The 25,979-nt window shown below is 38.4% G+C and carries 24 protein-coding genes; 19 read left to right on the top strand and 5 right to left on the bottom strand.

What is annotated here, in order from left to right:
* Positions 1-16: 16 nt before the first annotated feature.
* On the bottom strand, positions 17-2,740 hold the full coding sequence (locus tag H5160_RS09625) for an insulinase family protein (protein ID WP_182695806.1): 2,724 nt from the start codon (positions 2,738-2,740) through the stop codon (positions 17-19).
* A gap of 191 nt (positions 2,741-2,931) precedes the next feature.
* Here H5160_RS09625 and sixA point away from each other — a divergent pair, with 191 nt between their 5' ends.
* Together sixA and H5160_RS09615 are read left to right on the top strand one after the other, a co-directional pair.
* The gene (gene sixA, locus H5160_RS09620) at positions 2,932-3,402 is read left to right on the top strand and encodes a phosphohistidine phosphatase SixA (protein WP_024593905.1); all 471 of its coding nucleotides are present in this window, start codon (positions 2,932-2,934) and stop codon (positions 3,400-3,402) included.
* An 18-nt stretch (positions 3,403-3,420) separates the two neighbouring features.
* Positions 3,421-3,771 carry a RidA family protein gene (locus tag H5160_RS09615; protein WP_182737311.1) on the top strand — a complete coding sequence of 117 codons (351 nt, stop codon included), beginning with the start codon at positions 3,421-3,423 and terminating at the stop codon, positions 3,769-3,771.
* A 52-nt stretch (positions 3,772-3,823) separates the two neighbouring features.
* Here the strand turns inward: H5160_RS09615 and H5160_RS09610 are convergent, their stop codons facing one another.
* Together H5160_RS09610 and smrB are read right to left on the bottom strand one after the other, a co-directional pair.
* Positions 3,824-4,765: an AEC family transporter gene (locus tag H5160_RS09610; protein WP_024604477.1), complete on the bottom strand. Its 942-nt coding sequence runs from the start codon at positions 4,763-4,765 to the stop codon at positions 3,824-3,826.
* A 27-nt stretch (positions 4,766-4,792) separates the two neighbouring features.
* Entirely contained in the window at positions 4,793-5,350 is a 558-nt protein-coding gene (gene smrB / locus H5160_RS09605; RefSeq protein ID WP_007377742.1) for an endonuclease SmrB, read from the bottom strand.
* A gap of 152 nt (positions 5,351-5,502) precedes the next feature.
* On the opposite strand from smrB, the gene prmB reads away from it, so the two are divergent.
* The 9 genes from prmB (at position 5,503) to H5160_RS09560 (ending at position 13,167) form a co-directional block, all read left to right on the top strand.
* Positions 5,503-6,438, top strand: a complete 936-nt coding sequence (gene prmB / locus H5160_RS09600) for a 50S ribosomal protein L3 N(5)-glutamine methyltransferase (RefSeq protein ID WP_007377743.1) — start codon at positions 5,503-5,505, stop codon at positions 6,436-6,438.
* Between the two features lie 64 nt (positions 6,439-6,502).
* Positions 6,503-7,600 carry a chorismate synthase gene (gene aroC, locus H5160_RS09595; protein ID WP_002962170.1) on the top strand — a complete coding sequence of 366 codons (1,098 nt, stop codon included), beginning with the start codon at positions 6,503-6,505 and terminating at the stop codon, positions 7,598-7,600.
* A 118-nt stretch (positions 7,601-7,718) separates the two neighbouring features.
* Entirely contained in the window at positions 7,719-8,096 is a 378-nt protein-coding gene (locus H5160_RS09590; protein WP_024591638.1) for a DUF4112 domain-containing protein, read from the top strand.
* A 106-nt stretch (positions 8,097-8,202) separates the two neighbouring features.
* Complete coding sequence (locus H5160_RS09585; protein ID WP_024596733.1) at positions 8,203-8,850, top strand: glutathione S-transferase family protein; 648 nt, start codon at positions 8,203-8,205, stop codon at positions 8,848-8,850.
* 61 nt (positions 8,851-8,911) lie between these two features.
* Entirely contained in the window at positions 8,912-9,373 is a 462-nt protein-coding gene (locus H5160_RS09580; protein WP_029753288.1) for a zinc-ribbon domain containing protein, read from the top strand.
* Between the two features lie 118 nt (positions 9,374-9,491).
* The gene (locus H5160_RS09575) at positions 9,492-10,046 is read left to right on the top strand and encodes an elongation factor P hydroxylase (RefSeq protein WP_182737309.1); all 555 of its coding nucleotides are present in this window, start codon (positions 9,492-9,494) and stop codon (positions 10,044-10,046) included.
* Positions 10,036-11,199, top strand: coding sequence for an ATP-NAD kinase family protein (locus tag H5160_RS09570; protein ID WP_154903375.1), 1,164 nt, complete (start codon positions 10,036-10,038; stop codon positions 11,197-11,199). Before H5160_RS09575 ends, H5160_RS09570 begins: the two co-directional genes overlap by 11 nt.
* Positions 11,196-11,471 carry a YfcL family protein gene (locus H5160_RS09565; RefSeq protein WP_024596509.1) on the top strand — a complete coding sequence of 92 codons (276 nt, stop codon included), beginning with the start codon at positions 11,196-11,198 and terminating at the stop codon, positions 11,469-11,471. Before H5160_RS09570 ends, H5160_RS09565 begins: the two co-directional genes overlap by 4 nt.
* A gap of 142 nt (positions 11,472-11,613) precedes the next feature.
* Entirely contained in the window at positions 11,614-13,167 is a 1,554-nt protein-coding gene (locus H5160_RS09560) for an AbgT family transporter (RefSeq protein WP_182693393.1), read from the top strand.
* Positions 13,168-14,068: 901 nt separating this feature from the next.
* On the opposite strand, the gene H5160_RS09555 is transcribed toward H5160_RS09560, so the two are convergent.
* Together H5160_RS09555 and H5160_RS09550 are read right to left on the bottom strand one after the other, a co-directional pair.
* On the bottom strand, positions 14,069-15,913 hold the full coding sequence (locus H5160_RS09555) for a DEAD/DEAH box helicase (RefSeq protein ID WP_024606656.1): 1,845 nt from the start codon (positions 15,911-15,913) through the stop codon (positions 14,069-14,071).
* Between the two features lie 160 nt (positions 15,914-16,073).
* Positions 16,074-16,337, bottom strand: a complete 264-nt coding sequence (locus tag H5160_RS09550; protein ID WP_024595981.1) for a GrxA family glutaredoxin — start codon at positions 16,335-16,337, stop codon at positions 16,074-16,076.
* 258 nt (positions 16,338-16,595) lie between these two features.
* Here H5160_RS09550 and H5160_RS09545 point away from each other — a divergent pair, with 258 nt between their 5' ends.
* The 8 genes from H5160_RS09545 (at position 16,596) to H5160_RS09510 (ending at position 25,824) form a co-directional block, all read left to right on the top strand.
* Positions 16,596-17,633, top strand: a complete 1,038-nt coding sequence (locus H5160_RS09545) for a response regulator (RefSeq protein ID WP_024595980.1) — start codon at positions 16,596-16,598, stop codon at positions 17,631-17,633.
* Positions 17,634-17,655: 22 nt separating this feature from the next.
* Positions 17,656-18,267, top strand: coding sequence for an isochorismatase family cysteine hydrolase (locus tag H5160_RS09540; protein ID WP_182682043.1), 612 nt, complete (start codon positions 17,656-17,658; stop codon positions 18,265-18,267).
* On the top strand, positions 18,260-21,070 hold the full coding sequence (locus tag H5160_RS09535) for a PAS domain-containing hybrid sensor histidine kinase/response regulator (RefSeq protein ID WP_182737308.1): 2,811 nt from the start codon (positions 18,260-18,262) through the stop codon (positions 21,068-21,070). The genes H5160_RS09540 and H5160_RS09535 overlap by 8 nt, the downstream gene beginning before the upstream one ends.
* Positions 21,071-21,758: 688 nt before the next feature.
* Entirely contained in the window at positions 21,759-22,049 is a 291-nt protein-coding gene (locus H5160_RS09530; RefSeq protein WP_182694241.1) for a hypothetical protein, read from the top strand.
* A gap of 500 nt (positions 22,050-22,549) precedes the next feature.
* On the top strand, positions 22,550-23,290 hold the full coding sequence (locus tag H5160_RS09525) for a bifunctional diguanylate cyclase/phosphodiesterase (RefSeq protein ID WP_182737306.1): 741 nt from the start codon (positions 22,550-22,552) through the stop codon (positions 23,288-23,290).
* Between the two features lie 108 nt (positions 23,291-23,398).
* The gene (locus tag H5160_RS09520) at positions 23,399-23,773 is read left to right on the top strand and encodes an Hpt domain-containing protein (RefSeq protein ID WP_039489282.1); all 375 of its coding nucleotides are present in this window, start codon (positions 23,399-23,401) and stop codon (positions 23,771-23,773) included.
* 9 nt (positions 23,774-23,782) lie between these two features.
* Complete coding sequence (locus H5160_RS09515) at positions 23,783-25,180, top strand: sigma-54 dependent transcriptional regulator (protein ID WP_082007326.1); 1,398 nt, start codon at positions 23,783-23,785, stop codon at positions 25,178-25,180.
* Between the two features lie 113 nt (positions 25,181-25,293).
* Positions 25,294-25,824, top strand: coding sequence for a peroxiredoxin-like family protein (locus tag H5160_RS09510; protein WP_182737304.1), 531 nt, complete (start codon positions 25,294-25,296; stop codon positions 25,822-25,824).
* Positions 25,825-25,979: the final 155 nt, after the last annotated feature.

The following is a 25,979-nucleotide window of genomic DNA, read 5'->3' as shown; positions in this document are numbered from 1 at the left end:
CAAGCTAAACCTAGAGTCAAAGAGATTGAGAGTAAACGGGCATATTTTGAGATTTACTGACTTTCGCCGAGCTTAAAAGCTCATATCTTGGTCTATTATCATCAAATAGGCTTAGTGCATAAACTTTTACTTCTCTTAGTGTTAGTGCGTTTAGGGCATCTAAAAGTCGCTGCTGCATATGAAATTCGTGATCTCTGTTACCAATAGCAAGCCATAACCGTTGTGAGCGCAGGCGCAAGTTTTTATCTTTTTCTGCAATATGAGTACTAAGGCCATGTTTTTGCTGTTGCCAATCGTTTTCATCAAGTGCATCAATGTTATCAAGGTATTTTTTAATAAAGCTGTTATGACGATGCAATAATGTTTTTGCATCAAACTTAGGTGACTGCACATAAAATGCTATTCCAGCACGAGTATTAAAAGGTGCATAACCTGCGCCCACTAAATAACCTAGCTGTTGTGTTGTTCGTAACTCGTTAAAGTAATCTTGATTAATTAAATGATTTAACGCCATCATTTTTACTTTTTCGGCCACGCAATCCGTTTGCGCCTGATAGTAAACTACCATGGCATGGTCGCTACAAGGAAGTTCTAACTCGTAGCGAGTTACTTTTTTAATTTCAAAAAGAGGGCGTCTTAAATCTTCAATTATGGCTGCGTTTTTTAGGTGTTCGGCGACCTTTTTTTGAAAGGCTAATGCATCACTTTGCTGCCAGTTACCATGTAAAAATGATTCAACATGTAGTGCTTTAAAAAAGTCTGTTCTGAACTCATTAAATTGCTGAAAACAGGTGTTTTTTAATGCCGATGCAAGCTCCCCAGGTTGAGGGTTCCAAGGCATTATTTTTGCGCCTAAAATACTAAATAACTCACTGACTGGTTTGTTTTGGTTGCTATTGCGCCAATGCCTTACAAGTTGTTTTTTATATTCAGCAAAGCGTTTTGCACAAATTTCTACATTAAATAAAGCATCTATTAATTGATCAACAAGCTCTAACTGACTGGATGAAAGCCCAGCGGTATGTAGAGTTAATCCACCTTGATGCGAGGTTAAGTGGTAGCTAAGTCCTGCAAGTTCTGCAGGATAAAATTGCTCGCCTACGCTATCCATAAATAAATCTGTAAATAAGCGGGTGAGTGCCATATGCTTTACATCTTTTACGGCAAAATCAGAATCCATGGCCAAATAAAAATGACCTTTAGCAACACGAAATGTGTTGTCTTGTTTAAACCAAAAGTCAAAACCGGGTTCTTTTACTAATAACTCGGGTTTCGTTTGTGGTTTTATGACATCAAATAACACCACTTCTTTTGTCAAATAAGGATTAGCGGTAGGCAGCAGCATTTCGCTCAGCGGTTTATTTATCTCGCTAAGTGCATCAAGCCAATTAGGTGAAATATGTTCTACTTTATATGGTGTGTTGTACCATGCGGTTTTATGTTCAGGCTCTACATCTGGATGTATAAGTACGATGCGCATATTATGTGGCGTTAACCACTGCATGGCCATTTCGTGGGTCGCTTTTTTAAAGCCTTCCATTAAATAGTCGCCTTGCACGTAATTTGCTTCGTCGTAATGCTGCATATTAATGCTTAAATTACTGACCCAATCAATCAAGCGTGACTTTTCTTGGTTATCGAATGCTATTTGTAATAGATTTTTTTTATCTTGGTATAAGCGCGGCAATTTTTCGGTGTTATCGTTAATTAAGCAAATGTATTCAAACACCATTTCAATAATGTCTTCGAAGTATTCAATACCTTCATCGGTAAGCGCTAAACTAATATTAAAGTCTTTAAAGTTGCTGCCATTAATACCACCGCCAGCAGAAAGCGCGTTTATCCAGCCTTGCTCTTTTAAAATAGAATAAAGAGAACCCGCGCCTTCATAGCCAAGTAAATGGGCAATAAAACTCACTGTTTTGTGGCGATAAAAGTCGTCAATATTAGGCATAGCAAAACTTATGATAAGTTTTTGCATATGCTTATGCGGCTCAATATGAAGTATTTTTCCTATGTCTTGTTTGCGATAAAGTGGCTCACTGATCTCTGGCTTTTTGAGGTTTTTATTACCCTTAATTGCGCCAAAGTAAGTTTGTGCCCAGCTTTGTAGTGTGTTTAATGTTTCGTTTGCGCAAATAACTAAAGTCATCCACTGAGCTTGGTACTGACTATTAAAAAAGTCGCGAAGCTCATCACTAATACAGCGCTCTCTGTCAGCTAAGGTTTGTAGGTTTCCTACAGAAAATTTAGCAAATGGATGAGCTGGATTTACCGTTTCTTTGTGGGCTTGATAAATACGGCGACCATCGTCTTTTATTTTTAGTTTAAACTCGGCTTCAATTGCGTTGCGTTCTTTTTCTGTTTCGGCTGAATTTAAAAGTGGCGCAATAAAAAAACGGCTAAATTGGGTAAGCGCCTGTTCAAATTCTTGGTTATTAATATCAAAAAAGTAACAGGTATGCTCAGTGCCAGTCCACGCATTAGTGTTCCCGCCAGCTTGCGAAACAAAATTATTAAAACTGCCTGAATCTGGGTATTGGTCTGTGCCTAAAAAAAGCATGTGCTCTAAAAAGTGTGCTAGGCCTTGCCTATCAAGAGGATCGTCAAAATGCCCGGCGTTAACTGCCATTGATGCTGCCGCTTTTGTAGAATCTTTATCTTGCACTAATAGTACTTTTAGACCATTGTCCAGTGTAAAGGCGCGGTATGCTCTGTTATCATTGCGGCTGATATTCAAATGATGCTCCTGAAACTAAACGTTTACTTGTTAACAACAGATGATGGCTTCAGGAAAGCGAAATACAGCTTAAAGATTTACCTGAATCTCATGAAAGAATTATTTAGAAATAAATAGATTTATGTTGTTAATATAGCTGACAAATGGGCAAACTGGCTACTGTTTTATATTCTTTAATCGGTTGATTTTTTATGAAAACAATCCTAATAATGCGCCACGGCGAAGCAACACCCATGCAGGCTGATGATGCAGGTAGAAATTTAACCCAAGCAGGGCACGATGAAGCTGAAAAAATGGGCCTTTGGCTCAGTAAAGCACATTGCCCTGATGCACTGTTAGTTAGTCCTTACATTCGTGCACAGCAAACAGCTGCAGGTGTAGCTAAAAATAACGTATTTAAATTTAGCGAAACCACATCCGATATTATCCCCGAAGGCAAACCTCAAATTGCTGCTGACTATCTTGAAACGCTTATTGCTACTCATCCCCAATGCAATACATGGCTTATAGTGGCACACATGCCTATTGTAAGTTATTTAGTGGACCAATTAAGCCCTGGTAATATGCCAATTTTTAATACAGGTGCTGTTGCTGTTATTAGTTATGATGAGCAAACCCAGCGTAGTAGTTATATAAGTATAAATGCCCCAGAAAACCTTTAAATAATTGAGAAAAGTATTATGACGATAGAACGCTTACAAACAGGTGCGCGCATGAGCCGCATAGTAAAACATAATGGCACTGTGTATTTATGTGGGCAGGTATGCGCCGACGCGCAAAAAGGTATTAAAGAGCAAACTCAAACTATGCTTGTTAAAGTAGAGGCGCTGCTTGATGAAGCAGGGAGTTCAAAAGAACATATGCTTAGCGCGACTATTTATGTAAAGAGCATGGAATACTTTGCTGATATGAATGCAGTATGGGATGCATGGGTACCCGAGGGTTATGCACCAGCACGTGCCTGTGTGGAAGCTAAAATGGCACGTGATGCACTACTCGTAGAAATATCTGTTGTAGCGGCCTTAAAGTAATTTGATTAAACAATTATATAGCTCATGGCAGTTTTGTTAGTTATATAGTTGTTTAAAGCAAAATAGCCAACCAAAAGCTAAAACTCAACATACACAATATAGTAGAAAGTACCACCGTCCCTGCAAGCGTTGCTTGATGCTGTTTTAACTGACACGCAATTAAGTAAGCATTTACCCCTACAGGTGATGCACTCAATAGAACTAGCACATTTCTTATTTGCTCATCTAACTCAAACACATAAGTTGCTGCAACAAATACCCCAGCCGGTAATATAATAATTTTTAATAATGAAGATATAAGCGCGGGCTGCCAGTTTGAGGCTATTTTATAAAATACTAAGTTTGCGCCTAGTACAAATAAAGCACACGGAATAGCGGGTTTGGCGAGTAAATCTATACTGCTTACTAAATTGTCATATAAGCTAAGCCCAGATACATTAATGATCAACCCGCAACCAATACTCAGTACGATAGGGTTTAGCACCATACTCTTGCTAAAGTTATACCATGAGAAGTTTTCAGCACTTCCTTTTGCCCCAATTAAAAAGGTCAGGGCAAATAGCAATGTGCTATGAAAGGTGATGATCATAAATGCAATAGCAATCATCTCTTTACCCAGTGACGCTATAACAATTGGGATACCTACCAACACCATATTTGAATAACTTCCTGCCAAACCAAATACGCTGTGTTGTTGATAATTTATTGCTTTATTATTGAGACATGGCTTATTTAAGTAAAAGCGGTCAATTAAAATGCCTAATCCAAACACACTCAAAACAGGTATGTAAAAGCTCAAAAATGCAAAAAGGCTAATACTTTGCTGTAAGTTTATTTGCGACATATTTAGTACTAAAAAGGCCGGTAAACTCACATAAAAAGTAAATTTACTTAGACCCGCAATGTGTTGTTCGTTAAAAAACTTTAACTTACAACATCCATAACCCAGTGCCACAATAAAAATGAGCGGAAAAATAATTGAAAAAATATGCACGTAGTTACATCCTAGTAATGGCTAAAGTTAGCGTCTAAATTCATCACTTTGCGGTAAATTAATTAAAATAAGTACAGCGCCTCTTCCACCATATTCGAGAGGGGCTTGGTGCATCGCTATTACGTCAGGGTGCTGTACTAAGTACTGAGGCACTTTGTGCTTTAGTACGCCGCCACCAATACCGTGCACTACACATGCACAATAATAATGCTGCTTTTTACATTCGTGAATGAGTCCAGCGAGTTCGTCTTTAGCAAGTTCTTTATTTAAGCCATGTAAATCTAGCGTCAAATCGGGTGCAAAGTCACCACGGCGAAGCTGTTTAGCTAGGAAAGTATCTTGGCCAGGTTTTACATATTTAACCGTGCCGTGGGTGTCTATATCGGGAATATAAACGTCTGAGAAGAAAAATTCAGATTGAGCCTGCTTTTTTTGCTGGGCAAATTGCTTAGCTTGTGACACCTTAGGCTTTGTATCAAAACGATGAGTATCTTGTTTAAATACTTTGGCGCCTGTGATCGTTTGACGAAATAAGCTTATGTCGTCATTGCTTAGGGACGAATGTGATGGAGTGTCTTTTTTCATAACTATTACCTAAACAAAAAAACGTAAAAACGCAGCGCAAAAGGCGGTACAATACTTAAATGAGGGGCAATTGTAATTTGCCCAGCGCAGATAGGCAATGCAATCGTCTTAAAGACTCAAAACAGTCAGTAAGCTAATACAGGTAAAAATATATGAGCGATTTACAAATAGAAGAAGCAACACTCGAAGAAGCCGTTGCAGAACTGTCAACTTTACATGACTGGTTACGTTGGACTACAAGCCAATTTGCAAGTAGTAGTATATTTTTTGGACACGGTACAGATAACGCATGGGATGAAGCTGTAAGCTTATTACTGCCTGCGCTTAGCTTGCCTGTTGATGCGCCAAAAGAATTAATGCACGCGCGTTTAACAAGCACAGAAAAAAACCGACTTGCGGGTCTTATTGCAGAACGTATTAACGACTGCACACCAGTACCTTACTTAACAAACATTGCATGGTTTGCGGGTATGCCGTTTTATGTTGATGAACGTGTACTTATACCTCGCTCACCATTTGCCGAGCTTATTAGTAACCGCTTTACGCCGTGGCTTGAAGAGCCACAATCGGTAAACCGTATATTAGATTTATGTACGGGTTCGGGTTGTATCGCAATTGCACTTGCGCAAGCTTTTGAGCAGGCACAAGTTGATGCGGTAGATATATCGTATGAAGCGCTTGAAGTCACAGACATTAACATTAACGATTACATGTTGAGTGATCGCGTGTTACCGATTCAGTCTGATGTATTTAGCGGTGTACCAGGTCAAAAATACGACCTTATAGTAGCAAACCCACCGTATGTTGATGCAGAAGATATGGCTGACTTACCACGCGAATTTCATCATGAGCCAGAGCTTGGGCTTGCATCAGGCCACGATGGTTTAGATGTAACCCGTACTATATTGAGCGAAGCGAGTGAACATCTAACTGATAACGGTTTGTTATTTGTAGAAGTTGGTAACTCTATGGTACATATGGATGCACTGTATCCGGGCGCGCCGTTTGAATGGATTGAATTTGAACAAGGCGGCTTAGGTGTATTTGTAATTAGTAAAAAGCAGCTAGATGAGTATTTTGCAAAATAAGTAAAAAATGAATAGCCAAGCCCTGTGCTTGGCTATTGGTAGTCATTAGGAATGAGGAAAGTTAATGGCAGGTAATAGCATTGGGCAGTTATTTAAAGTGTCCACCTTTGGTGAGAGCCACGGCGTTGCATTAGGCGGCGTTGTTGATGGTACTCCCGCAGGTCTTGAAATCACAGAGGCCGACTTACAAATTGATTTAGATCGCCGAAAACCAGGCCAAAGCCGTTATACAACGCAGCGCCGTGAAAGCGATCAAATAAAAATATTAGCAGGCGTTTTTGAAGGTAAAACCACAGGTACCAGCATTGGTTTATTGATTGAAAATACCGATCAACGCTCGCAAGATTACGGCAAAATTAAAGATGTATTTCGCCCAGGTCATGGCGATTACACGTATTGGCATAAGTACGGCTTGCGCGATTATCGCGGTGGCGGTCGTTCATCTGCACGCGAAACCGCGATTCGCGTAGCGGCAGGTGCTATTGCTAAAAAATACTTAAAGCAATTTCATGGTATTGAAGTTAAAGCATGTTTAAGTCAGCTTGGCCCTATTAAGGCGGAAACGTTTGACTGGGATGAAGTGGAAAATAACTTATTTTTCTTCCCTGATGCAAGTAAGCTTGAAGCGCTTGACGAATATATGCGTGACCTTAAAAAGCAAGGTGACTCAGTTGGCGCTAAAGTAAAAGTAGTTGCAAGCAATGTACCTGTTGGTCTTGGTGAGCCAGTATTTGACCGTCTTGACGCCGAACTTGCACACTCATTAATGAGTATTAACGCGGTTAAAGGCGTTGAAATTGGTGATGGCTTTGATGTGGTTGAGCAAAAAGGCTCTGAGCATCGCGACGAGCTAACCCCTGAAGGTTTTACATCAAATCATGCAGGTGGTGTACTTGCGGGTATTTCGACAGGGCAAGATATTATTGCTTCTATTGCGCTAAAACCAACGTCGAGCATTACTATTCCAGGTAACAGCATTAATACAAGTAACGAAGCGGTTGAGATGATCACTAAAGGTCGTCACGATCCGTGTGTGGGTATTCGTGCAATCCCGATTGCTGAGGCAATGATGGCCATTACCTTAATGGACCACTTACTGCGTCAACGCGGACAAAATCCGCATGTAAATCATCAACACGGGCCAATTAACGGCTCAGTGTAAGTGTTTATAATTATAAAAACGCGGATTACCGCGTTTTTTTATGTCTGTAATTTAGTTAAGAGCCTTTCAGGAGTTGTTCAAGTAGGTCCTATATACTGCAAGAAGGAGGGTAGTAATCATGAACGATAATATTAATGAACACTCACAAATAAAAGCCCAGGCTGCAATAGCCCGCTTAGAACGTTTCAGTAAGTTAACGGATAGCAGCATTGGTATTCCTTTTACTAAATTTAATATAGGCCTAGAGGCTGTGATTGGTTTAATTCCCGTTATAGGTGATGCCGCAGGGCTAATTTTATCAAGCTATGTGCTTATAGAAGCGCAGCGTTTAGGTGTGAGTAAACGTATAAAGACTAAGATGATTATCAATATGCTCATTGACTTTGTGGGCGGCTTAGTGCCGTTTTTTGGCGATATATTTGATGCGTTTTTTAAAGCTAATACGCGTAATACACAACTATTAAAAAAACATTTAAACAAGCAGTTAAGTGAGTAATTAATAGCTTTAAGTAACCGTTAGCAAAGAGACTTTAAACAAAATGTTGTTGGTTGTTTAATCACCTAGTAAGGTAGGAGCGTCTATTCACTTTGGTATTTACAATATGCAATTATTTATCGGTAATAAAAACTACTCCAGCTGGTCATTACGCGCATGGTATTTAATGAGTAAATTTGATGTTGAGTTTAGTGAAACCCAGCTGGTACTCGACACCCCTGATTTTTACAGTGAACTAAAAAAGACCTTTGCTGTGCAAAAAGTTCCAGCGTTAATTGATGGCGATTTACAGGTTTGGGATTCACTAGCAATTTGTGAATATATTAACGATGCTTACTTATCAGGCGCTGCATGGCCAAAATATATTACCCAAAGAGCTAAAGCGCGTGCGCTAAGCGCTGAAATGCATTCAGGCTTTATGGCGCTGCGCAGCGAAGTGCCAATGAATATAAGAGCTACCCGTAAAGTAGACCTATCGAGCGAAGCATTAAAAGACATAGCCCGTATAGACGAGATATTTGCACAGCAACAAGATGTGTTTCCAAACGAGTGGTTTTTTGGTGACTTTAGTATTGCTGATGCTATGTACGTACCTATTGTATTGCGTTTAAAAACGTATCAAATTACGTTATCGCCAGAGGCGCAACAATATTGTGACTTTGTTATGCGTTGCCCAGTATTACAAGTATGGATCACTCAGGCATTAACCGAAACCGATATTGTAGAGTGTGATGAAGCAGGAACGCCTTTATAATTATTGTTTTTCATATGGCATGTTCTATGCCTTAAAATCATAAGTTTAAACTAGGCTGCTCATGTATCTAAATCACCCAAGGTATGGCAATAAACCGATAACTACCAATACCTCAGTGACAATAGAGGCGATAGAGAATGCGCACTGGCGTTACTCGAGGCTTAAATACTTCCCTAATACGGTAATATTGGCAGATATAAAAAAGCAAAACTATGCCATTGACCCTCGGGCACTTTATGTTGATATTGAAGAGAAGTGCGAAAGTTGCTCTAAGGCATTTATTTTTTTTGCTCAAGAGCAGCAATATTGGTTTGAGGTACTTGATTTTTGGGTCGATTCACACTGTACACGTTGTTTTGAATGCCGTAAGCATGCCAGATATATACTAACTCTACGTAAACGGTACGATATGTTAACTAGCTTAGCCAATAAAACCTCAAGTGAAAAAACACAGCGTAAAGAACTTGCCAATACGCTTTACTGTTTAGGTATTATTAAAAATATCAATAAAGTGAAAGATTAATCCGCTTATATTTTACTATCACGCCTTATTTTTACTTTAGTTGTAAAAGCCCGTACAATTCGTCTCGTTTTTAGTGCGCTAATATGGCGCTGTAACCGAGACGAATTAATCAATTTTTATGCATCAAATAGCTGATCTAATTTCAATTTTTGAGCGCACTTTTTATCAAAGTCACAATACACGACTGATAAAAGGCGATTGTGAGCCTGTGTATTTACCAGCAACAGAGCAGGTGCCATATCACCAGGTTGTATTTGCGCATGGTTTTTATGCCAGTGCATTACATGAAATAGCACACTGGCTGGTGGCCGGTGATGCACGTCGGTTATTAGAAGACTACGGCTATTGGTACTGCCCTGATGGGCGCGACAAACAAAAACAAGCTGAGTTTGAAAAGGTAGAAATAAAGCCCCAAGCTATAGAGTGGTTATTAAGCACCGCAACAGGGTTTAATTTTAATGTGTCGGTGGATAATTTAAACGGCGAGCAAACGTGTCGGTTTGATTTTCAGCAGCGAGTATATGCACGGGTATTATCGCTAATCGAAAATGGCTTTAACTCTCGTACAGAGTCACTTTTAAAAGCAGTGTGTGATTTTTACAATACACCGTGGCCCTTAACAGCGCAGCAATTTAAGTGGCAACATCCAAAGGAGCTTTGTAATGGCGTTTAAATTAGGCTTAATTGTAAACCCTGTAGCAGGTTTAGGTGGCACAGTCGCTTTAAAAGGCAGTGATGGCGCGCACACAGCGGCAAAAGCAATAGAGTTAGGCGCAGAGCCAAAAGCAAATAGCCGAACAAAAGCAGCGCTTGAGGTGCTATTACCTTATAAAGAACGCTTAACCATTTACACTGTTAACGGTGACATGGGTGAGCAAACAGCAAAAGCTTTGGGCTTTAATGTAGAGGTTGTATATAACACTTCTGCAATAACAACCCCAGATGACACAGAACAAGCCGCAAAAATACTTAAAAACTCTGGTGTTGATTTAGTCTTATTTGCCGGAGGCGACGGTACAGCACGTAACATTTGCCATGCAATAGAGGATACCATTCCCGTACTTGGTATTCCCGCAGGTTGTAAAATTCATTCTGGTGTTTACGCTATCACGCCAAAGGCTGCAGGGCGCGTAGTCGAAATGCTGGTTAAGGGGGAGTTAGTTACCTTAGCCGATGCAGATGTAATGGATATAGATGAAGATGCTTTCAGGCAAGGCACAGTAAAAGCCAAACGCTACGGCGAAATGCAAACACCTAGCGAAGTACGCTATATGCAAGCGGTTAAAAATGGCGGTAAAGAAACCGACGAACTCGTACTTGCCGACATTGCAGCGCATGTTGTATCGCAAATGGATGAAGACACATTTTATATTATGGGTAGCGGCTCAACGGTTGAAGCCATAATGGAAGAAATGGGGCTTGAAAATACGTTACTTGGTGTTGATTTAATAAAAGATCAAACCTTAGTTGCCCAAGATTTAACGGCTAAGCAATTGCTTGAGCTTACACATGATCAAAGTACTAAGTTAGTCATTACGCTCATTGGCGGGCAAGGGCATATATTTGGCCGTGGTAACCAGCAATTGAGTCCTTTGCTTATACGCGCAATTGGCAAAGAAAATATTATTGTAGTAGCAACAAAAACAAAACTACTAGCGCTTAATGGTCGCCCCCTTATTTGTGATACAGGCGATGGCGAATTAGATGATGAATTAACCGGTTATATTAAAGTAACCACCGGATTTAACGACCATATTATGTATGCAGTAGGGCACCAAAACCTTGAAAATACAGGTGCTTTGCAAAACCAGGAGATTAATAAATGAGTTTAGTGAACTATATCGATGCAGCCCAGCAGTACTTCGATGATTTAGTAATAAAAGCAACTGACGATGAGTTATTTGCTGGCGGCTATTTACGAGGTCATTTTGATCTTGCAGTTGGTTATGCCGAAGTAGAAAAGCTGACAATCAGTATAGATGAGCTAAATGAAACTGTAGAGCAAAGCTTAGTTAAAGCATATCGCAACGGCGAGCTTAACGAAGAAGACAAGGCATTAGTTGCACGCTTGTGGGATGAAGTTAAAGCCCTCGCTTAACCCTAAGTGGCAAAAAAACACGATTTGTTTATCACTATCGTGTTTTTTTGTGCCCAAAACTTTTAAAGCACATTCCCATGTTAATTTACTGTTTTGTTTTTATGCGATATTGTTACTAAAATAAATTTTAGGAACAATAAAAATGAATAATAATCAAGACGCTTTACCTTCAGGGGTTGTAGCGCGTTTTTTAAATTTTGTTGAGCGAGTAGGAAATAAGCTTCCAGATCCAGCCGTAATATTTCTATTTGCAATGTTATTGATTTGGTTTTTGTCGTGGTGGTTTTCAGGCGTGAGCTTTGATGCAATAGACCCACGTACCGGTGAAGCGATTATTATTAATAATATGCTGGCAAGTGATTCGCTCGCTACTTTTTTATCCTCTATGGTAAAAACCTTTACTGGCTTTGCTCCCTTAGGTGTCGTTTTAGTAGCTATGTTAGGTGTCGGTGTTGCAGAGCATTCGGGATTTATTAATACCGGCCTTAAGTTAATGCTTAAAGTTACTCCTAAAAAGCTATTAACGCCTTCAATCATTTTAGTGGCCATTGTGAGCCATACCGCTACTGACGCAGGTTATGTATTAGTTATTCCACTTGCCGGTGTTATATTTTATGCAGCAGGACGCCATCCGCTTGCGGGTATTGCAGCTGCATTTGCAGGAGTCAGTGGTGGTTTTGGGGCTAACTTTATTCCATCGGGTATCGACCCATTGCTACAAAGCTTTACCCAAAGTGCGGCGCAAATAATTAATCCTGCAATAACAATTAACCCGTTAAATAACTGGGCATTTGCTTCAGCATCTAGCTTATTTATTGTGGCATTAGGCTGGTACATTACCGATAAAATTATTGAACCACGTTTACAAAAAACAGCAGTTGATGGTGCTAAAGAGGATTTACCTGTATTTGAAGATGCACGTAGTGATGAAAAACGTGCCTTTTATATAGCCAGTACCGTGATGATTGCTGGACTTGCGTTATTAGCATTTGTCTCTGCTCCAGACGATTCTGCAATGCGCAGTAGTGACGGATCCCTTACTAATTTTAGCTCTCCTTTAATGCAATCAATTGTACCACTAATATTTTTACTTTTTTGGATCCCAGGCACTGTATATGGTTTTACGGTAGGTACCTTTAATACTTCAAAAGATATGATTGATGCTATGAGTAAAGCGATGAGCGGCATGGCATATTATATCGTCATGGCGTTTTTCTGTTCGCTATTTATTGCTGCATTTAGTAAATCAAATTTAGGTGCACTGCTCGCAATTGAAGGTGCGCAGTTATTAAAGGCGATGGAATTGCCAAGTGCAGTAACGGTTGTAGGCATTATCTTTTTAACTGGCTTTGTTAACTTGTTTGTAGGTTCAAGTTCAGCAAAATGGGCGTTACTTGGCCCCATTTTTGTACCGATGTTAATGCAACTTGGTATTTCGCCAGACTTAACTCAAGCCGCTTATCGTGTAGGTGACTCAAGCTCTAATATTATTACACCGTTAATGCCATACTTCCCATTAGTGGTAGTGTACTGTCAAAAGTATGTCAAAGGCACCGGTATAGGCACTTTAATTGCTATTATGCTGCCGTACTCAATTGCCTTTATGATTGGCTGGAGTATCTTTTTATTAGGTTATTGGGCACTTGGTATTCCTTTAGGTTTAGATGCAAGCTACATTTATCCAGCATTGCCTTAACCTAAACCTTTATGAACCTCACTCACTTGAGTGAGGTTTTTAAATAAAAGTCCTGTAATGTAAAAGTAAGTCTAAGTTATCTTTCTAAATCTCTCACTATATAGCCAAATAAGCTGGCCTCTCCAACAATATACACATAATCATTTTTATTGTTTATTATTGTAGACTTATCGTCATACCACCTAAAATCATGAATCTTATTCGTTTTAGGGTCTTTGAAGTATAAACGAGTACAGCTATCTTCATACTCAGTGCCACACTCTTGTACATCGGTCAGGATGTATTCTTTATACCAATAGTCGCCTTGCGTGTAGTAAGCCCATAATTTAATAGGATCAGAGATAAAAACATAGAGTATTCCAAAGATTAATAAAGGGGATAATGGGTACATGAAAATGGATGCTAATTTTATTTTAGTATCTGAGAAATTGTATTTAAGTGATTCTCTATATTTACTGCAGCGTTTATATTTATTGAATATAAGTATATTTAAATAGATAAATAGTGCACAACAGATAATAGGGAGGGTTATAAAGAAAACAGCGTCGTATAGTTCATTTGAGATGAATGGTGGATCTGTAAAGTCCATTAAAATAGGTATAGTGATGCATAATAATGGGGAGTACTATTGCTACAAAGAGCAAGTTGTCGTAAATCTTTTTCAATTTTTAATTCGTCCGTGAACTATAGCCTTTGTCTAGTTTACAGAATTTTTGTTATTTTAAAAATCAGAGAAATGTATTTATAGGCATTAAGCAACCCGAACTCAGGCTAAAAAAACTATCTCAAGCCGCTATTGAATTGACGCGAAAGTTTACTTTGTTTTCACTGTAGCAGCAGCTTAAAAACAAAAAAACCTTGTCACTTTCGTGGCAAGGTTTTTTTATTAAAGAGTCGTTGCTTATTTAGCTGTGAAGCTTACAGGGCGACGTTCTTTACGAGGACCGCTGCGCTTATCACCGCGTGCGCCGTCATCTTTATTAAAGCTGCGTTTCTTATCACCAGCTGGACGCTCAGAGCGTTCGCCACGTGGTTCAGCAGGACCTTGATCAGTTGTAATTGTTAAGCCCATAGGGCGTTTACAAATAAACACTTTTTGGAAGTGATCAAGTACATCTTTAGGCATGTTTTGCGGTAATTGAACCGTGCTGTGATTGTCGTGTAGACGAATATCACCAATAAACTTGCTTGAGATGTCAGCTTCGTTAGCGATAGCGCCAACAATATTTTTAACCTGAACACCATGTTCACGACCTACTTCGATACGGTACGTATCCATAGGACCTGCATCACGGCTGTTACGTTCGCGAGGTTTACGCTCAGCGCGTTCACCACCACGTTCGCCGCCACGTTCGTTACGACGTCCACGGTCACCACGATCGTTGCGTGAATTGCGGTCGTTACGCTCGTTACGTTCACGAGGTTGAATCTTAACTTCTTCAACTTTAATTGGCGATTGTTGCTGTGCTAAACACAGTAACGCACCCGCTAAGCTTTCAAGAGGAAGATCAAGTTTTTCAGCCATGTTAGTAGCTACTTCATTGAAGAACGTGATGTCTTTGTTTTCAAGCGCAATAGTTAATTTTGCTTGTAACGCTTCGATACGTTTTTCTTCAACAATTTTTGCTGTAGGTAATTCAACTTGAGCAATTTCAGACTTCGTATGACGAATGATATTTTTAAGTAAATAACGTTCGTTATGTTTTACGAATAAGATTGCTTTACCAGTACGACCAGCACGACCTGTACGGCCGATACGGTGAACGTAGGCTTCAGAATCTTGTGGGATATCGTAGTTGATAACTAAGCTTAAACGGTCAACATCAAGACCACGTGCCGCTACATCTGTTGCAATAACAATGTTTAGCATGCCACTTTTTAAGCGATCTACAGTGCGTTCACGTGCTTGCTGGTTCATGTCACCGTTAAGTGGAGCAGCAGAGAAACCTTCGCGCTCTAATAACTCAGCAAGTTGTACTGTATCGTTACGCGTACGTACGAAAACAATAGCACCTTCATATTGCTCAGCTTCTAAGAAGCGAACAATTGCTTTATTTTTATGTACGCTTGCATTCCAAAACACTTGCTCAACAGATGATACTGTAGAGTTACGCGCAGAAATATGAACCTGTTCAGGGTTATTCATATACTTGCTGCTGATGTTTTGAATTTGCTTAGGCATAGTCGCAGAGAAAAGACATGTTTGCTTTTCGCGCGGTGTTTTTTCCATGATGCTTTCTACATCATCGATAAAGCCCATACGTAACATTTCATCGGCTTCATCAAGTACAAGTGCTTGTAGAGCATCAAACTTGATAGTGCCACGGTTAATGTGATCGATTAAACGACCTGGAGTTGCAACAATAACCTGAGCGCCACGACGAAGTGCGCTTAATTGGATACTGTAGCTTTGGCCACCATAGAGTGCCAATACTTCAATACCACGAACATGTTTAGCATATTGTTCGAATGCCTCAGCAACTTGGATCGCAAGCTCACGTGTTGGTGTGAGTACAAGGATCTGTGGCTGTTTCACAGACGGGTCAATATTATTTAGTAATGGCAGTGCAAATGCTGCGGTTTTACCTGTACCCGTTTGAGCTAGTCCCAGTACGTCCTTTCTTTCTAGCAATAACGGTATACATTGAGCTTGGATTTCAGATGGTGTCTTGTAACCCAACTCTTCAACTGCCTTCAAAATTGCAGGAGAAAGATTTAGAGATTCAAACGTGACTGGTTCTGACATTAATACGCCTCAACGAATTTAAAGAGGCGCGCATTATATAGGATTCGCGAGGCAAATGCTTGTATAAATTGAAACTAATTTCTATGTGTTTGATGTTGGTCGAAATTTAACCAGTTTGATTTGGGGTTTATTAAACTGGTTAACATATTTAATACAACGCTTATTTGTACAAGCCTAGGTTTTCTTTTGCGTAAGCTTCAAATTCTGTAAATCCACCGATGTGATTTTGATCCACAAAAATTTGTGGAACGGTAGGGCAAGGTTTACCAGCTGACTTTTCAAGGTCGGCTTTACTAATGCCTTCTTTAATTATATCGATGTAGCGAAATTTAAAGTCATCACGTTCATTTGATAGTTGCTCCGCAACATCTTTTGCACGAACACAATATGGACAACCTTCACGGCCAAAAATTACAGTTAACATAGCTTTCTCCTCAATTTGATTAAAATCAGTTTAAATGATTGAAAAATTATTTAAAGCAAAAAAAATCGATTACACCATTCTAATAAAAACTATAAATCATATATTGCATAGTAATATGATTTGCAAAATGCGAATGAGAAACTAAAGCGCTGTCTGTCTAATACTTAAGTATATGAATGCAAGTGTGTTTACAAGAACTAATTTGTGGCACATAACTTGATGATTAAGAGCTATACATTGGGTTAACGAGAATACTTTATGAATATTAATAGTCACGTTTTAGAAATTATCCAAGGGGTAATCGGTAAATATTGTAAAACCCAAAATCGAAATTTTTCAGTTACTTTAATTAACAAGTTGCAATGTAACTACGTTTGTTTGCAAATCCCTCTTGAGCAAATGATTGCGCAATGCGAGGAATTTCTGATTCCAGCGCTAGCATCTGTAAAGCAGAGCTTTTTACTTAACCTAGAAGCAAATATACAAGGGGTTAGCCTTCATTACCAGATTGATGATTCTGAGCAAGTAAGCACGCTGGATTTTCATGGGCTTTTAGCAACAAAAGAGTCTGTTAGTTTGGCACTTGATATTAGCCAAAATATAGACGTTCTAACTGATTGTGAGGCGTTATTTAAAAGTTGTTTAATAACATCGGATAATACCCATGAGCGCTTTGGCTTAAATTTTAAATTATTCAATAGCACTTTTAAGGAAACGGTACAGATTGAGGATTTACGTCACCTTAGTGGTGATGCGCTAACTGATAAACTAAATGGTGACAGCATAAATAGACACATAAAGTTATGCACTATTAGCGACATTAGTGAGCTGAGCCAAGAGAACAAACTATCTAAAAAAATATTAGGTTGGCCATTTTTTGATACTGACCTCATTACCATTTTAACAACATTTCATACGCAAACACGTTTATCTGTATTAGTGGCGGATGATAGCTTACCAAGTCAAATTGCAACAAAAGTGATGCTCGAAATGCTGGGCTGCTTAGTAACATGTGCAGAAAATGGCGCTAGTGCTTTAACGCTTGCTCAAAATGAACCATTTGATTTACTGCTCTTAGATGAGCGCATGCCAGGAATGTTTGGCAGTGACGTAGCACAGCAATTGGTGCGTCAAAATACCCCTAATAATGATACACCCAAAGTTATTTTAACGGGGCTAACAGGGGATGAGCAGATAGCTGAGTTATTTGAAAAAGGTATTACGCACTATTTACAAAAACCAGTGACCAAAGCAGTGCTTGAAAAGTTTATTAAACCTTGGCAATTAGCGTCTTAAATTGGTTAATAAGGTGGCAATGATGCATGACTTTTCTAAAACAGCGCTTATTTTGATTGGTTTTCAAAATGATTACTTTTCACCAAAAGGTATTTTGTATGACGTGGTTGAAGAGTCGTCAAGAATTACTGGCGTGGTAGAAAATACACTCTCTTTATTGGCCGCCTGTGCAGAGCAATTTGCGTTAGTTGTTAATACACCCATTCATTTTACACAAAACTACAGTGAGCTTAAAAATCCGATTGGCATATTAAAAGCTATTGCTGATGTGGGCGCATTTAAAGCAGGTTCGTACGGCGCTCAAACCATTGAGCAGCTAGATTTTTTTAGCAATGTTATAGAAGTGGTGCCTGGGAAAAGAGGTTTAAATGCTTTTACACATACTGCTCTAGCGCAAAAGCTCAAAGAACATGGTGTCACTAATGTAATTTTAGCCGGCACGGTGACTTCTATTTGTATTGACTCAACTGCGCGAACGGCTGTTGAACTTGGTTTTAACGTCACTATTTTAAGTGACTGTACATCGAGTCGCACTCCTTTTGAACAAACTTTTTACTGTGAAGAGGTTTTTCCTCTTTATGCGCGAGTTTGTGATAGTAAAACTTTTATTAAGCATTGGAGAGAGCATGGATAACAACGATGAACTACAAGTGCAAATCCAATATGCATTGGTCGAAAAGCTCTCCAATAGTAATCGACGTCAAGCAAAGCTATTAGCTATTTTAGATGAATGTATTTTTGAGTGTGATAAACATTTAAATCTTACCTATATTAACGAAGCATGGGAGAAGAAACTAGGTTACTCAAGCGATTCATTAATTGGTTCTAATATTACTAAGTTAATGAATTGCGATGATATTATGCATTTTGTTGCATACAGTTGTTGTTTGCTTGAAGGAAAGCAGACTCCTAGTGTAGAAATACAAATAAAAAATAGTCACGGACTCTTAAACTGGTTTGAGTTGAGGCTAGTTTATGATGAAAAAAGCGGTTTTATAGGTTCACTCTATGACATTCAACGTCATAAAGACTCACAACTTTTGCTTACACAACAGCAAAAATATGTAAAACGCTTATCGCTTGTTGCGAGCCATACAAATAACTTAGTGATAATTACAGATAAATTTGGCGTAATTGAGTGGGTTAACAATAGTTTTGAAGTACTTACAGGTTACACCTGTGATGAGGTTATAGGCACCAGTCCTGGTCATTTACTGCAAGGGCCAAAAACATGTGAAAAAAGCCGTAAGGTCATGTCTCATGCCGTAAAAAATGGACTTCCTTTTCAAGTTGAAACTACAAATTACGATAAAAACGGTAATATTTATTGGGTTGCTATTGATGCAAACCCAGTGCGAGATGATGAAGGCCAAGTAAAGCACTTTATCGCTATAGAAACTAATATTACGCAGCGAGTTAAAGCCGAACAAGCAATGGCAGAGATAGAATATAATTATCACTCTGTCGTTGATAATATCCCTGATATTGTTTTACGCCTTGATACATTTGGCAATCTATTATTTATAAATCAAGCATGGCAGCGAGTTCTACACAGCAAGGTAGATGAGAGCCTTGGCTTACCTATAATTAAGTTTATAGCAAAAGAAGATGTAGAAAAAATTAGTAGCACTTTACTTGATTATAAACAAGGTAAGCGTGACATTCGTCGCTTTGATATACGTTTAATTAATGCACAAGGTATAAATAACTGGGTCGAAATTACACTTACTCCAATTGTTGGTGGCTACGAAAGTGATTTATCATCAATTGCTGCGACACTTGTGGATATACAAGAGCGTATTGAAAGCGAGCAAATATTACTTGAAGCTAAACATCAGGCAGAAACCCTAGCGGAGTCAAAAAGCCGATTCATGGCAAATATTAGCCATGAAATTCGCACGCCATTAAATGCTGTGATTGGATCTGCAGATATTTTGCATCATACCGGTTTAACTTCTGAACAAATGCGCTATACACAAATGATTAAAACAAGTTCTGACGCGCTATTAAGTGTATTGGACGATGTATTAACGTACTCACGTTTTGAAGCACAAGCCATAACACTCAATAATCAGCCATTTAGTATTGATACGTGTATTGAAGAAGCAATAGATATAATTTCCCAAAGTGCTTTACAAAAAGGGCTTGAGGTTATTTTTGATTTTTATCCTGATGTACCAGCTCAAGTAATTGGTGATCATGCCCGTATAAGACAAATAGTCATAAATTTATTAGCCAATGCGATTAAGTTCACTCAACATGGTGTAATAACGGTTACTGTTAAGTTCACTCATATTGAAGGTAATAATTTAAACCTTTATATATCTGTAAAAGACACGGGTATGGGAATTGCAAAAAATAAAATTGACAGTATGTTTATGCCTTTTATTCAATCCGATAATTCAATTACTCGAAAGCATGGTGGCAGTGGCTTAGGGCTTGCGATATGTAGGCAAATTTGTGATGTGGTAGGTGGAGATATTTCGGTTAGTTCTGAGTTTAATAAAGGAAGCGAGTTTATAGTTAATTACCCGCTGCAAATAGACACAACTGACTCAATTTTAAGAGAAGGGTTTGCAGCACGAAGTAAAAAGCCAAAAGTATGGATAGTAGGAAGTCACGAAATTCTAAAAACAGCCTTGGAGCATACGCTCACTCGGTTTTCTATCACTTTTGAACACTACGAAGTATGCCCAGATATACCCAAGTACGATAGTTTTCCTGATGCAATTGTACTAACTGAACCTCAAATGTTAGCCCAAACACGCGAGCGTATAAATACATACAACTCCCTTAATTCACCGTGTTTACTCATCCTAGATTTGCTAGGTAAAAGCTTATTACCGCAAAATATTAACGACAGAGAGCTTAGGTTAAATGGCCCTTATAAAGTATCGCATGTACTACGGGCAATTAGTTTATTAGAAGAGCAGCTGTTTCATTTGGATATTATATTTACCAATCGTGAGCAAAAAGAAACTTTAGAAAGCCCCTTAGGGTTAAATCAGTTAAGCGGAACCAAGGTATTGGTTGCTGAAGATAATACGAATAATCAAATTGTAATTCGGCAGTTTTTAGAACAAAAAGGTTGCCGTGTGCATATTGTTAGTGATGGTCAAGAGGCAATAATAAAGGCGCAAAGCGGTGAAATTGATATTATTTTTATGGATATCCAAATGCCAATACTCGATGGGATTTCTGCAACTAAAGCAATCAGAAAGTTAGGTATAACCACCCCCATAATAGCACTCACTGCAAATGCGATTCATGGTGATAAAGAGCGATTTATAGACGCGGGGATGAATGACTATTTAGCTAAGCCAATTGTAAGTGAGACACTTTATTTATTACTTGATAAATATGCCCCAGAGCAGGTTATTGAATCTAAACATTTAAAGCTCTCTCGTTTAGCGCAAGTGTGGGAAAAGCTGAGTTGAGCAATAAAGGCTAGGGTTTGTTAAACGTTTAGGGTTAAGTTTGTAGCAGTGTGTTTGGTATTTAGGCAAAGTTGAGCCTATGCAGTGTGGTTATTTTCCATAAATGGGCGATAACGTAGCATTAATGCCAAACAGGCGCTGCCCAAAGGTTTCTTCCTAAGGGCTATTTACTCTTTGTTGCCAACATGGATGTAGGTAAGGGGCGTGAGCAGAACGCGGAAGCTTTGCTCGGTCTTACATCGATGTAAGTCAGTAGGGTAACGCAGGAGCAGTTACCGATCCCGCTAGGTTATAAACCTCGCGCCGCGATTAAACCGCCTGTAGTTTGAACGAATTTTAATCCGCAAAGATCAACAGACAATATAAAAAGTGGGTTTGTGTTGCATAAAACTTGATAAACGGAGAAATTAACCTAGTATTTTAGGGGTAAGTTAAATTTATTTTTTAGTAATTAATGAGTGTTTTTTAGTGTGTTTTTTTTAATTTGATTCGCAAATTGCAATTCAAAATAAAAATAAAATGTTATGAACTTTATTTAAATACTCAATCATACCTTTAATTTATTTTAACGACATGATTTTGTAAGGTTTTTACTTTTTTGTAAAGTTGTTATCTGGTTGGCACGACTTTCGCAATATATTAAATATCAAATCAAGACGAATTTAGTTAAATTTTTAAGGGGTGCAATATGCAAACAAACACAAAAGCCAAACAACAGCCTAAAGGTAACAATTGGGTACTAACACCTGAAATTATGGTTTTGTCAATTTTGCTTGTTGCCACTTTAGTAATAGGTATAACAGTTTTACGAGGTAACGATTCGATTGAACCGCTGGCAGATATTCAGCCAATTACTTTTACACAAGCTGATGTTGAAAACGCTCAGTTGATGAGTAATACGTTTGACTCGCAAAATACCAACTATGCACAACATGTAACTTCTTCTAAAAACGAAAATAACGACACTCTTTCAAACTAGAGACTTTTGCGCAGGTAACTATTTATAGTTGCCTGCGTTTTTTTATGTTCCTACCACCAATTTAATTTTTTATCCCTCCCCATAAAATTATTTATTTTCTCTTAAATTTAGATGGTGCTTAACCTAAACAGGGTTTTATCAAAGCTTTCTCTTTTCTCATATACAATTGCTAATATTAGCTTTGGTCAGTATCTATTAACTGGCTTATCTGTGTTTTATAAGCTCGATTAAGCGCTCACATTGCCAATGTAGCTGCATTGCAAACTGAATTGCAAAATGCGAATGAAATGGGAGAAGTAAATCCATTCAATATTCTAATTTAACTACCTGAATATATTGGTTTTTATTTCTGTTTTTTTGTATTTAAAATGGCCTGTAAATTGCTCTTTAATATAATAAGTCACTAAGAGTGAAACCGGAGTAAAATCATGAGTGCGTTTAAATACCTAGAATCGGAAAAACCAGTCAATCTAGCAAGATGGCATGAGTTAGAGAGAATCATGTCTGATTCAATGCAAAATAATTATTTTAAAATGGTTTATCAACCGCTTTTATCATTGGGATCTGGAAAGCTGGTCGGCTTTGAGTCGCTAGTAAGGTGCCAATCACCGCGCTTTGGCATTGTTGGCCCTGATGAGTTTATCCCTCATGTAGAGCAATCGGGAATGATTTTAGAATTAGGTGACTGGATTTTTGAGCAATGCTTGTCTGATTTAAAGCATATGCGGCAGTTTGGTATGACAGATATTGCTGTTTCATTAAATATTTCACCGGTACAAATCTTAGATGGTGATGTGTTTTCAAAAGTAATGTCTTTGCTAGAAAAGCACCAAATACCACCACAGGCTATTAAAGTCGAATTAACGGAAACAGCGCTCATTCATAGTCCTGATAAAATAGCTAAGGCGTTTGAAAACTTCCATAAAGAAGGCGTAAAGGTGTGGATTGATGATTTTGGCACTGGGTATGCCTCTTTAGGTTTACTTCGTCAATTTGATATTGATGGTTTAAAAATTGATCGCAGTTTTGTAAGTGGTATTGCAACTAATAATGAAGACTTTACGTTATGTAGCGCAATTATTGCGATGGCTCAACGATTGGGTTTACAAACGGTAGCAGAAGGTATTGAAGAGAATGAGCAATTACAAATATTAGAACAACTTGGTTGCGATATAGCTCAGGGGTACCTGCTAGATAAGCCGCAAACGTTAACTAAAAGTATTGATACTTGGGCTTTGTAAATGTTTATATTCATTTTGATTTGCAAAATGCAAAAAACAAATTACTCTTAAACTACAACTCTTACATATTATTAGTGTACGAAGTTTTAACTTACACAAAGGTTATCTATGCCCATATCAGAGCAGTTTGTCGATAAAAGTATTACCGAGCTAAATGTATTAACTCAACTCGAAAAGGATGTTGGGACAACCGTGTTAGCTCGTTTAATTAAATTATTTATTGATGAATTAGTTACTATGGCTAACCAATTAGATACGGCAATTAGTAGTGAAGATACTATAAAAATTAAAGAAGTAATGCATGTCTTAAAAAATTCAGCAGCTTTATATGGTGCATCTGCTTTAGCTGCGTTAGCAACACAATTACACGATTCGCCACCGTCAACTACACAAGAAAACTTGCACGCAGCGCTTGTTATTAAACACAACTTGGATAAAACCCGAGATGCGTATCAAATAATGAGTAATAGTATAGCTATCTAGGAGAAAGCTGTGTCAGATATAATTGATAAAGGTCTTGTTTATATTGTTGAAGATAGCATTGCCAGTGGTGCTTTATATGCAAGTCAGCTTGAGCAGGCTGGTTTCCAATGCAAACACTTTACAGATGGGTACTCTGCTTTAGTCGGTATTAAAGAAAAAATGCCAGCGGTCATAGTACAAGACGTATGCTTGCCAGATATAAGTGGGCTTGAGGTATTACAATTTGTAAATAAGCAGAAAAATCCTGCTAATGTAGTCATGATCACCTCAAACAGCTCTATTGATATTGCAGTGGAAGCAATGCGTTTAGGCGGTTTTGATTTTTTAGAAAAACCTTTCACAAGTCAACGACTCATTAGCTCAGTAGAAAGTGCGTTGACGCCAAAAGAGCAAGTTAAAGTTCAACCATTGGTTAAAAACAGGGATAAAAATCAAGATTTTGTTGGTGAATCACTGGCAATGAAAACCGTTTTTAGATTACTTGATAGTGCAGCTAGAAGTAAAGCGTGTGTATTTATTACAGGTGAAAGTGGAACCGGTAAAGAAGTTTGCGCACAAACCCTTCATGATACAAGCCCGAGAAATACAGGACCATTTATTGCCATAAACTGTGCAGCTATACCTGCTGAGCTATTTGAATCAGAGTTTTTTGGTCATGTTAAAGGTGCGTTTAGTGGGGCATTGAGCGATCGAAAAGGGGCTGTTGAAGTGGCCAACGGCGGTACCTTATTTTTAGATGAATTATGTGAAATGGAACTTAACTTACAAGCAAAGTTATTACGCTTTTTACAAACAGGCATTTTTAGTAAGGTTGGTAGTAGTGAAGTATTACACAGCGATGTTCGTTTAGTCTGTGCAACAAACAGAAACCCAATCATAGAGGTTGCAGAAGGGCGCTTTAGAGAAGATTTATATTACCGTTTAAATGTTATCCCCGTAAAACTCCCCCCTTTAAGAGAACGCGGAGGCGATATATTACTGCTTGCTGAGTATATTTTGAAACAAAAAAGCGATAGTAATGCAAAGCATTTCACTGGTTTTTCTGATGAAGTTAAGGCGCTTTTTTGTAATTACGATTGGCCAGGAAATATTCGCGAACTACAAAATGTAATTGAAAACACCGTCGTTATTAATGATGGCGATGTAATTGAAAAAGACATGCTACCAAGCTCATTTGGATTAGGCGCTGTTAAGCATTCGATATCCGCTAAGTCAGTTCACAATACAAACGAGCAGAGTGTTCAACTATCGCCTATGTCTGTTCACGATATAGAACCTTTGTGGCAAGTTGAAAAAAGGGCGATTGAAAATGCAATTAAAAGCTGTGAAGACAATATTCCTCTTGCTGCTGCTTATCTAGGGGTTAGTGCATCTACCATTTATAGAAAAATAAAGGGATGGTCTTAAAGTCATAATCGATTTTTAATTACACTTTTCAGGTTGAATTAATAAAAGTTACCCTAAGCTCTATGGGTAAGAGCAAATTAATTTTTAATCTGAAACAGTAAAAGGAGATCGCAATGAGTAACACTAGTTTAAAACCTGCGGATATTATGCCATCACTAGTAGTGAGAGATGTTGATGAGAATAAGGTAGATTTAGTTGATAGAGTAAGTGACTCTCCCTGGAAAATGATTGTTGTTTATCGAGGCCAGCACTGCCCTAAATGTACTGCGCAACTTAACGAGCTTGCTAAAGTTCATAAAGACTTTAAAGATGCTGGTGTTGAAGTGGTTGCAGTAAGTGGTGATAGCCATGAGCAGCTTAATAAACATTTTGAAAAAATAGATATTAACTTCCCAATTTACTATGGTTTAACAATCGAACAAATGACCGATTTAGGGCTACATATTAGCGAGCCTCGCAGTGATGCAGAAACTGATCATCCATTTGCTGAGCCAGGCATTTTTGTACTTAATGAAAAAAATCAGCTTCAAATGGTCGATATATCAAACAGCCCATTTGTTCGTCCTGATTTAGAGCAACTGCTAGGTGGAATTAAGTTTTCTAGAGAAAACGACTATCCAATCCGAGGCACATTTATTAAATAACATTCATTTTCATGGTTTCAAAAGGCACTTTTTAGCTGTCTCTTATACACAAATCCCTGCTAAGAAATTAGCGGGGATTTTTTTGAACTAAATCTCAATGTCATGATCAGATCTTCAAATCTTGTTTGAGGGCACATTATGATTAACGAACATAC

Origin of the sequence: Pseudoalteromonas sp. SG43-4, assembly GCF_014164325.1 — a bacterium.
In the GTDB taxonomy this organism is placed as follows: Bacteria; Pseudomonadota; Gammaproteobacteria; order Enterobacterales; family Alteromonadaceae; genus Pseudoalteromonas; species Pseudoalteromonas distincta.
The sequence above is the reverse complement of the archived record's forward strand: the minus strand, read 5'-3'. Positions and strand labels throughout refer to the sequence as shown.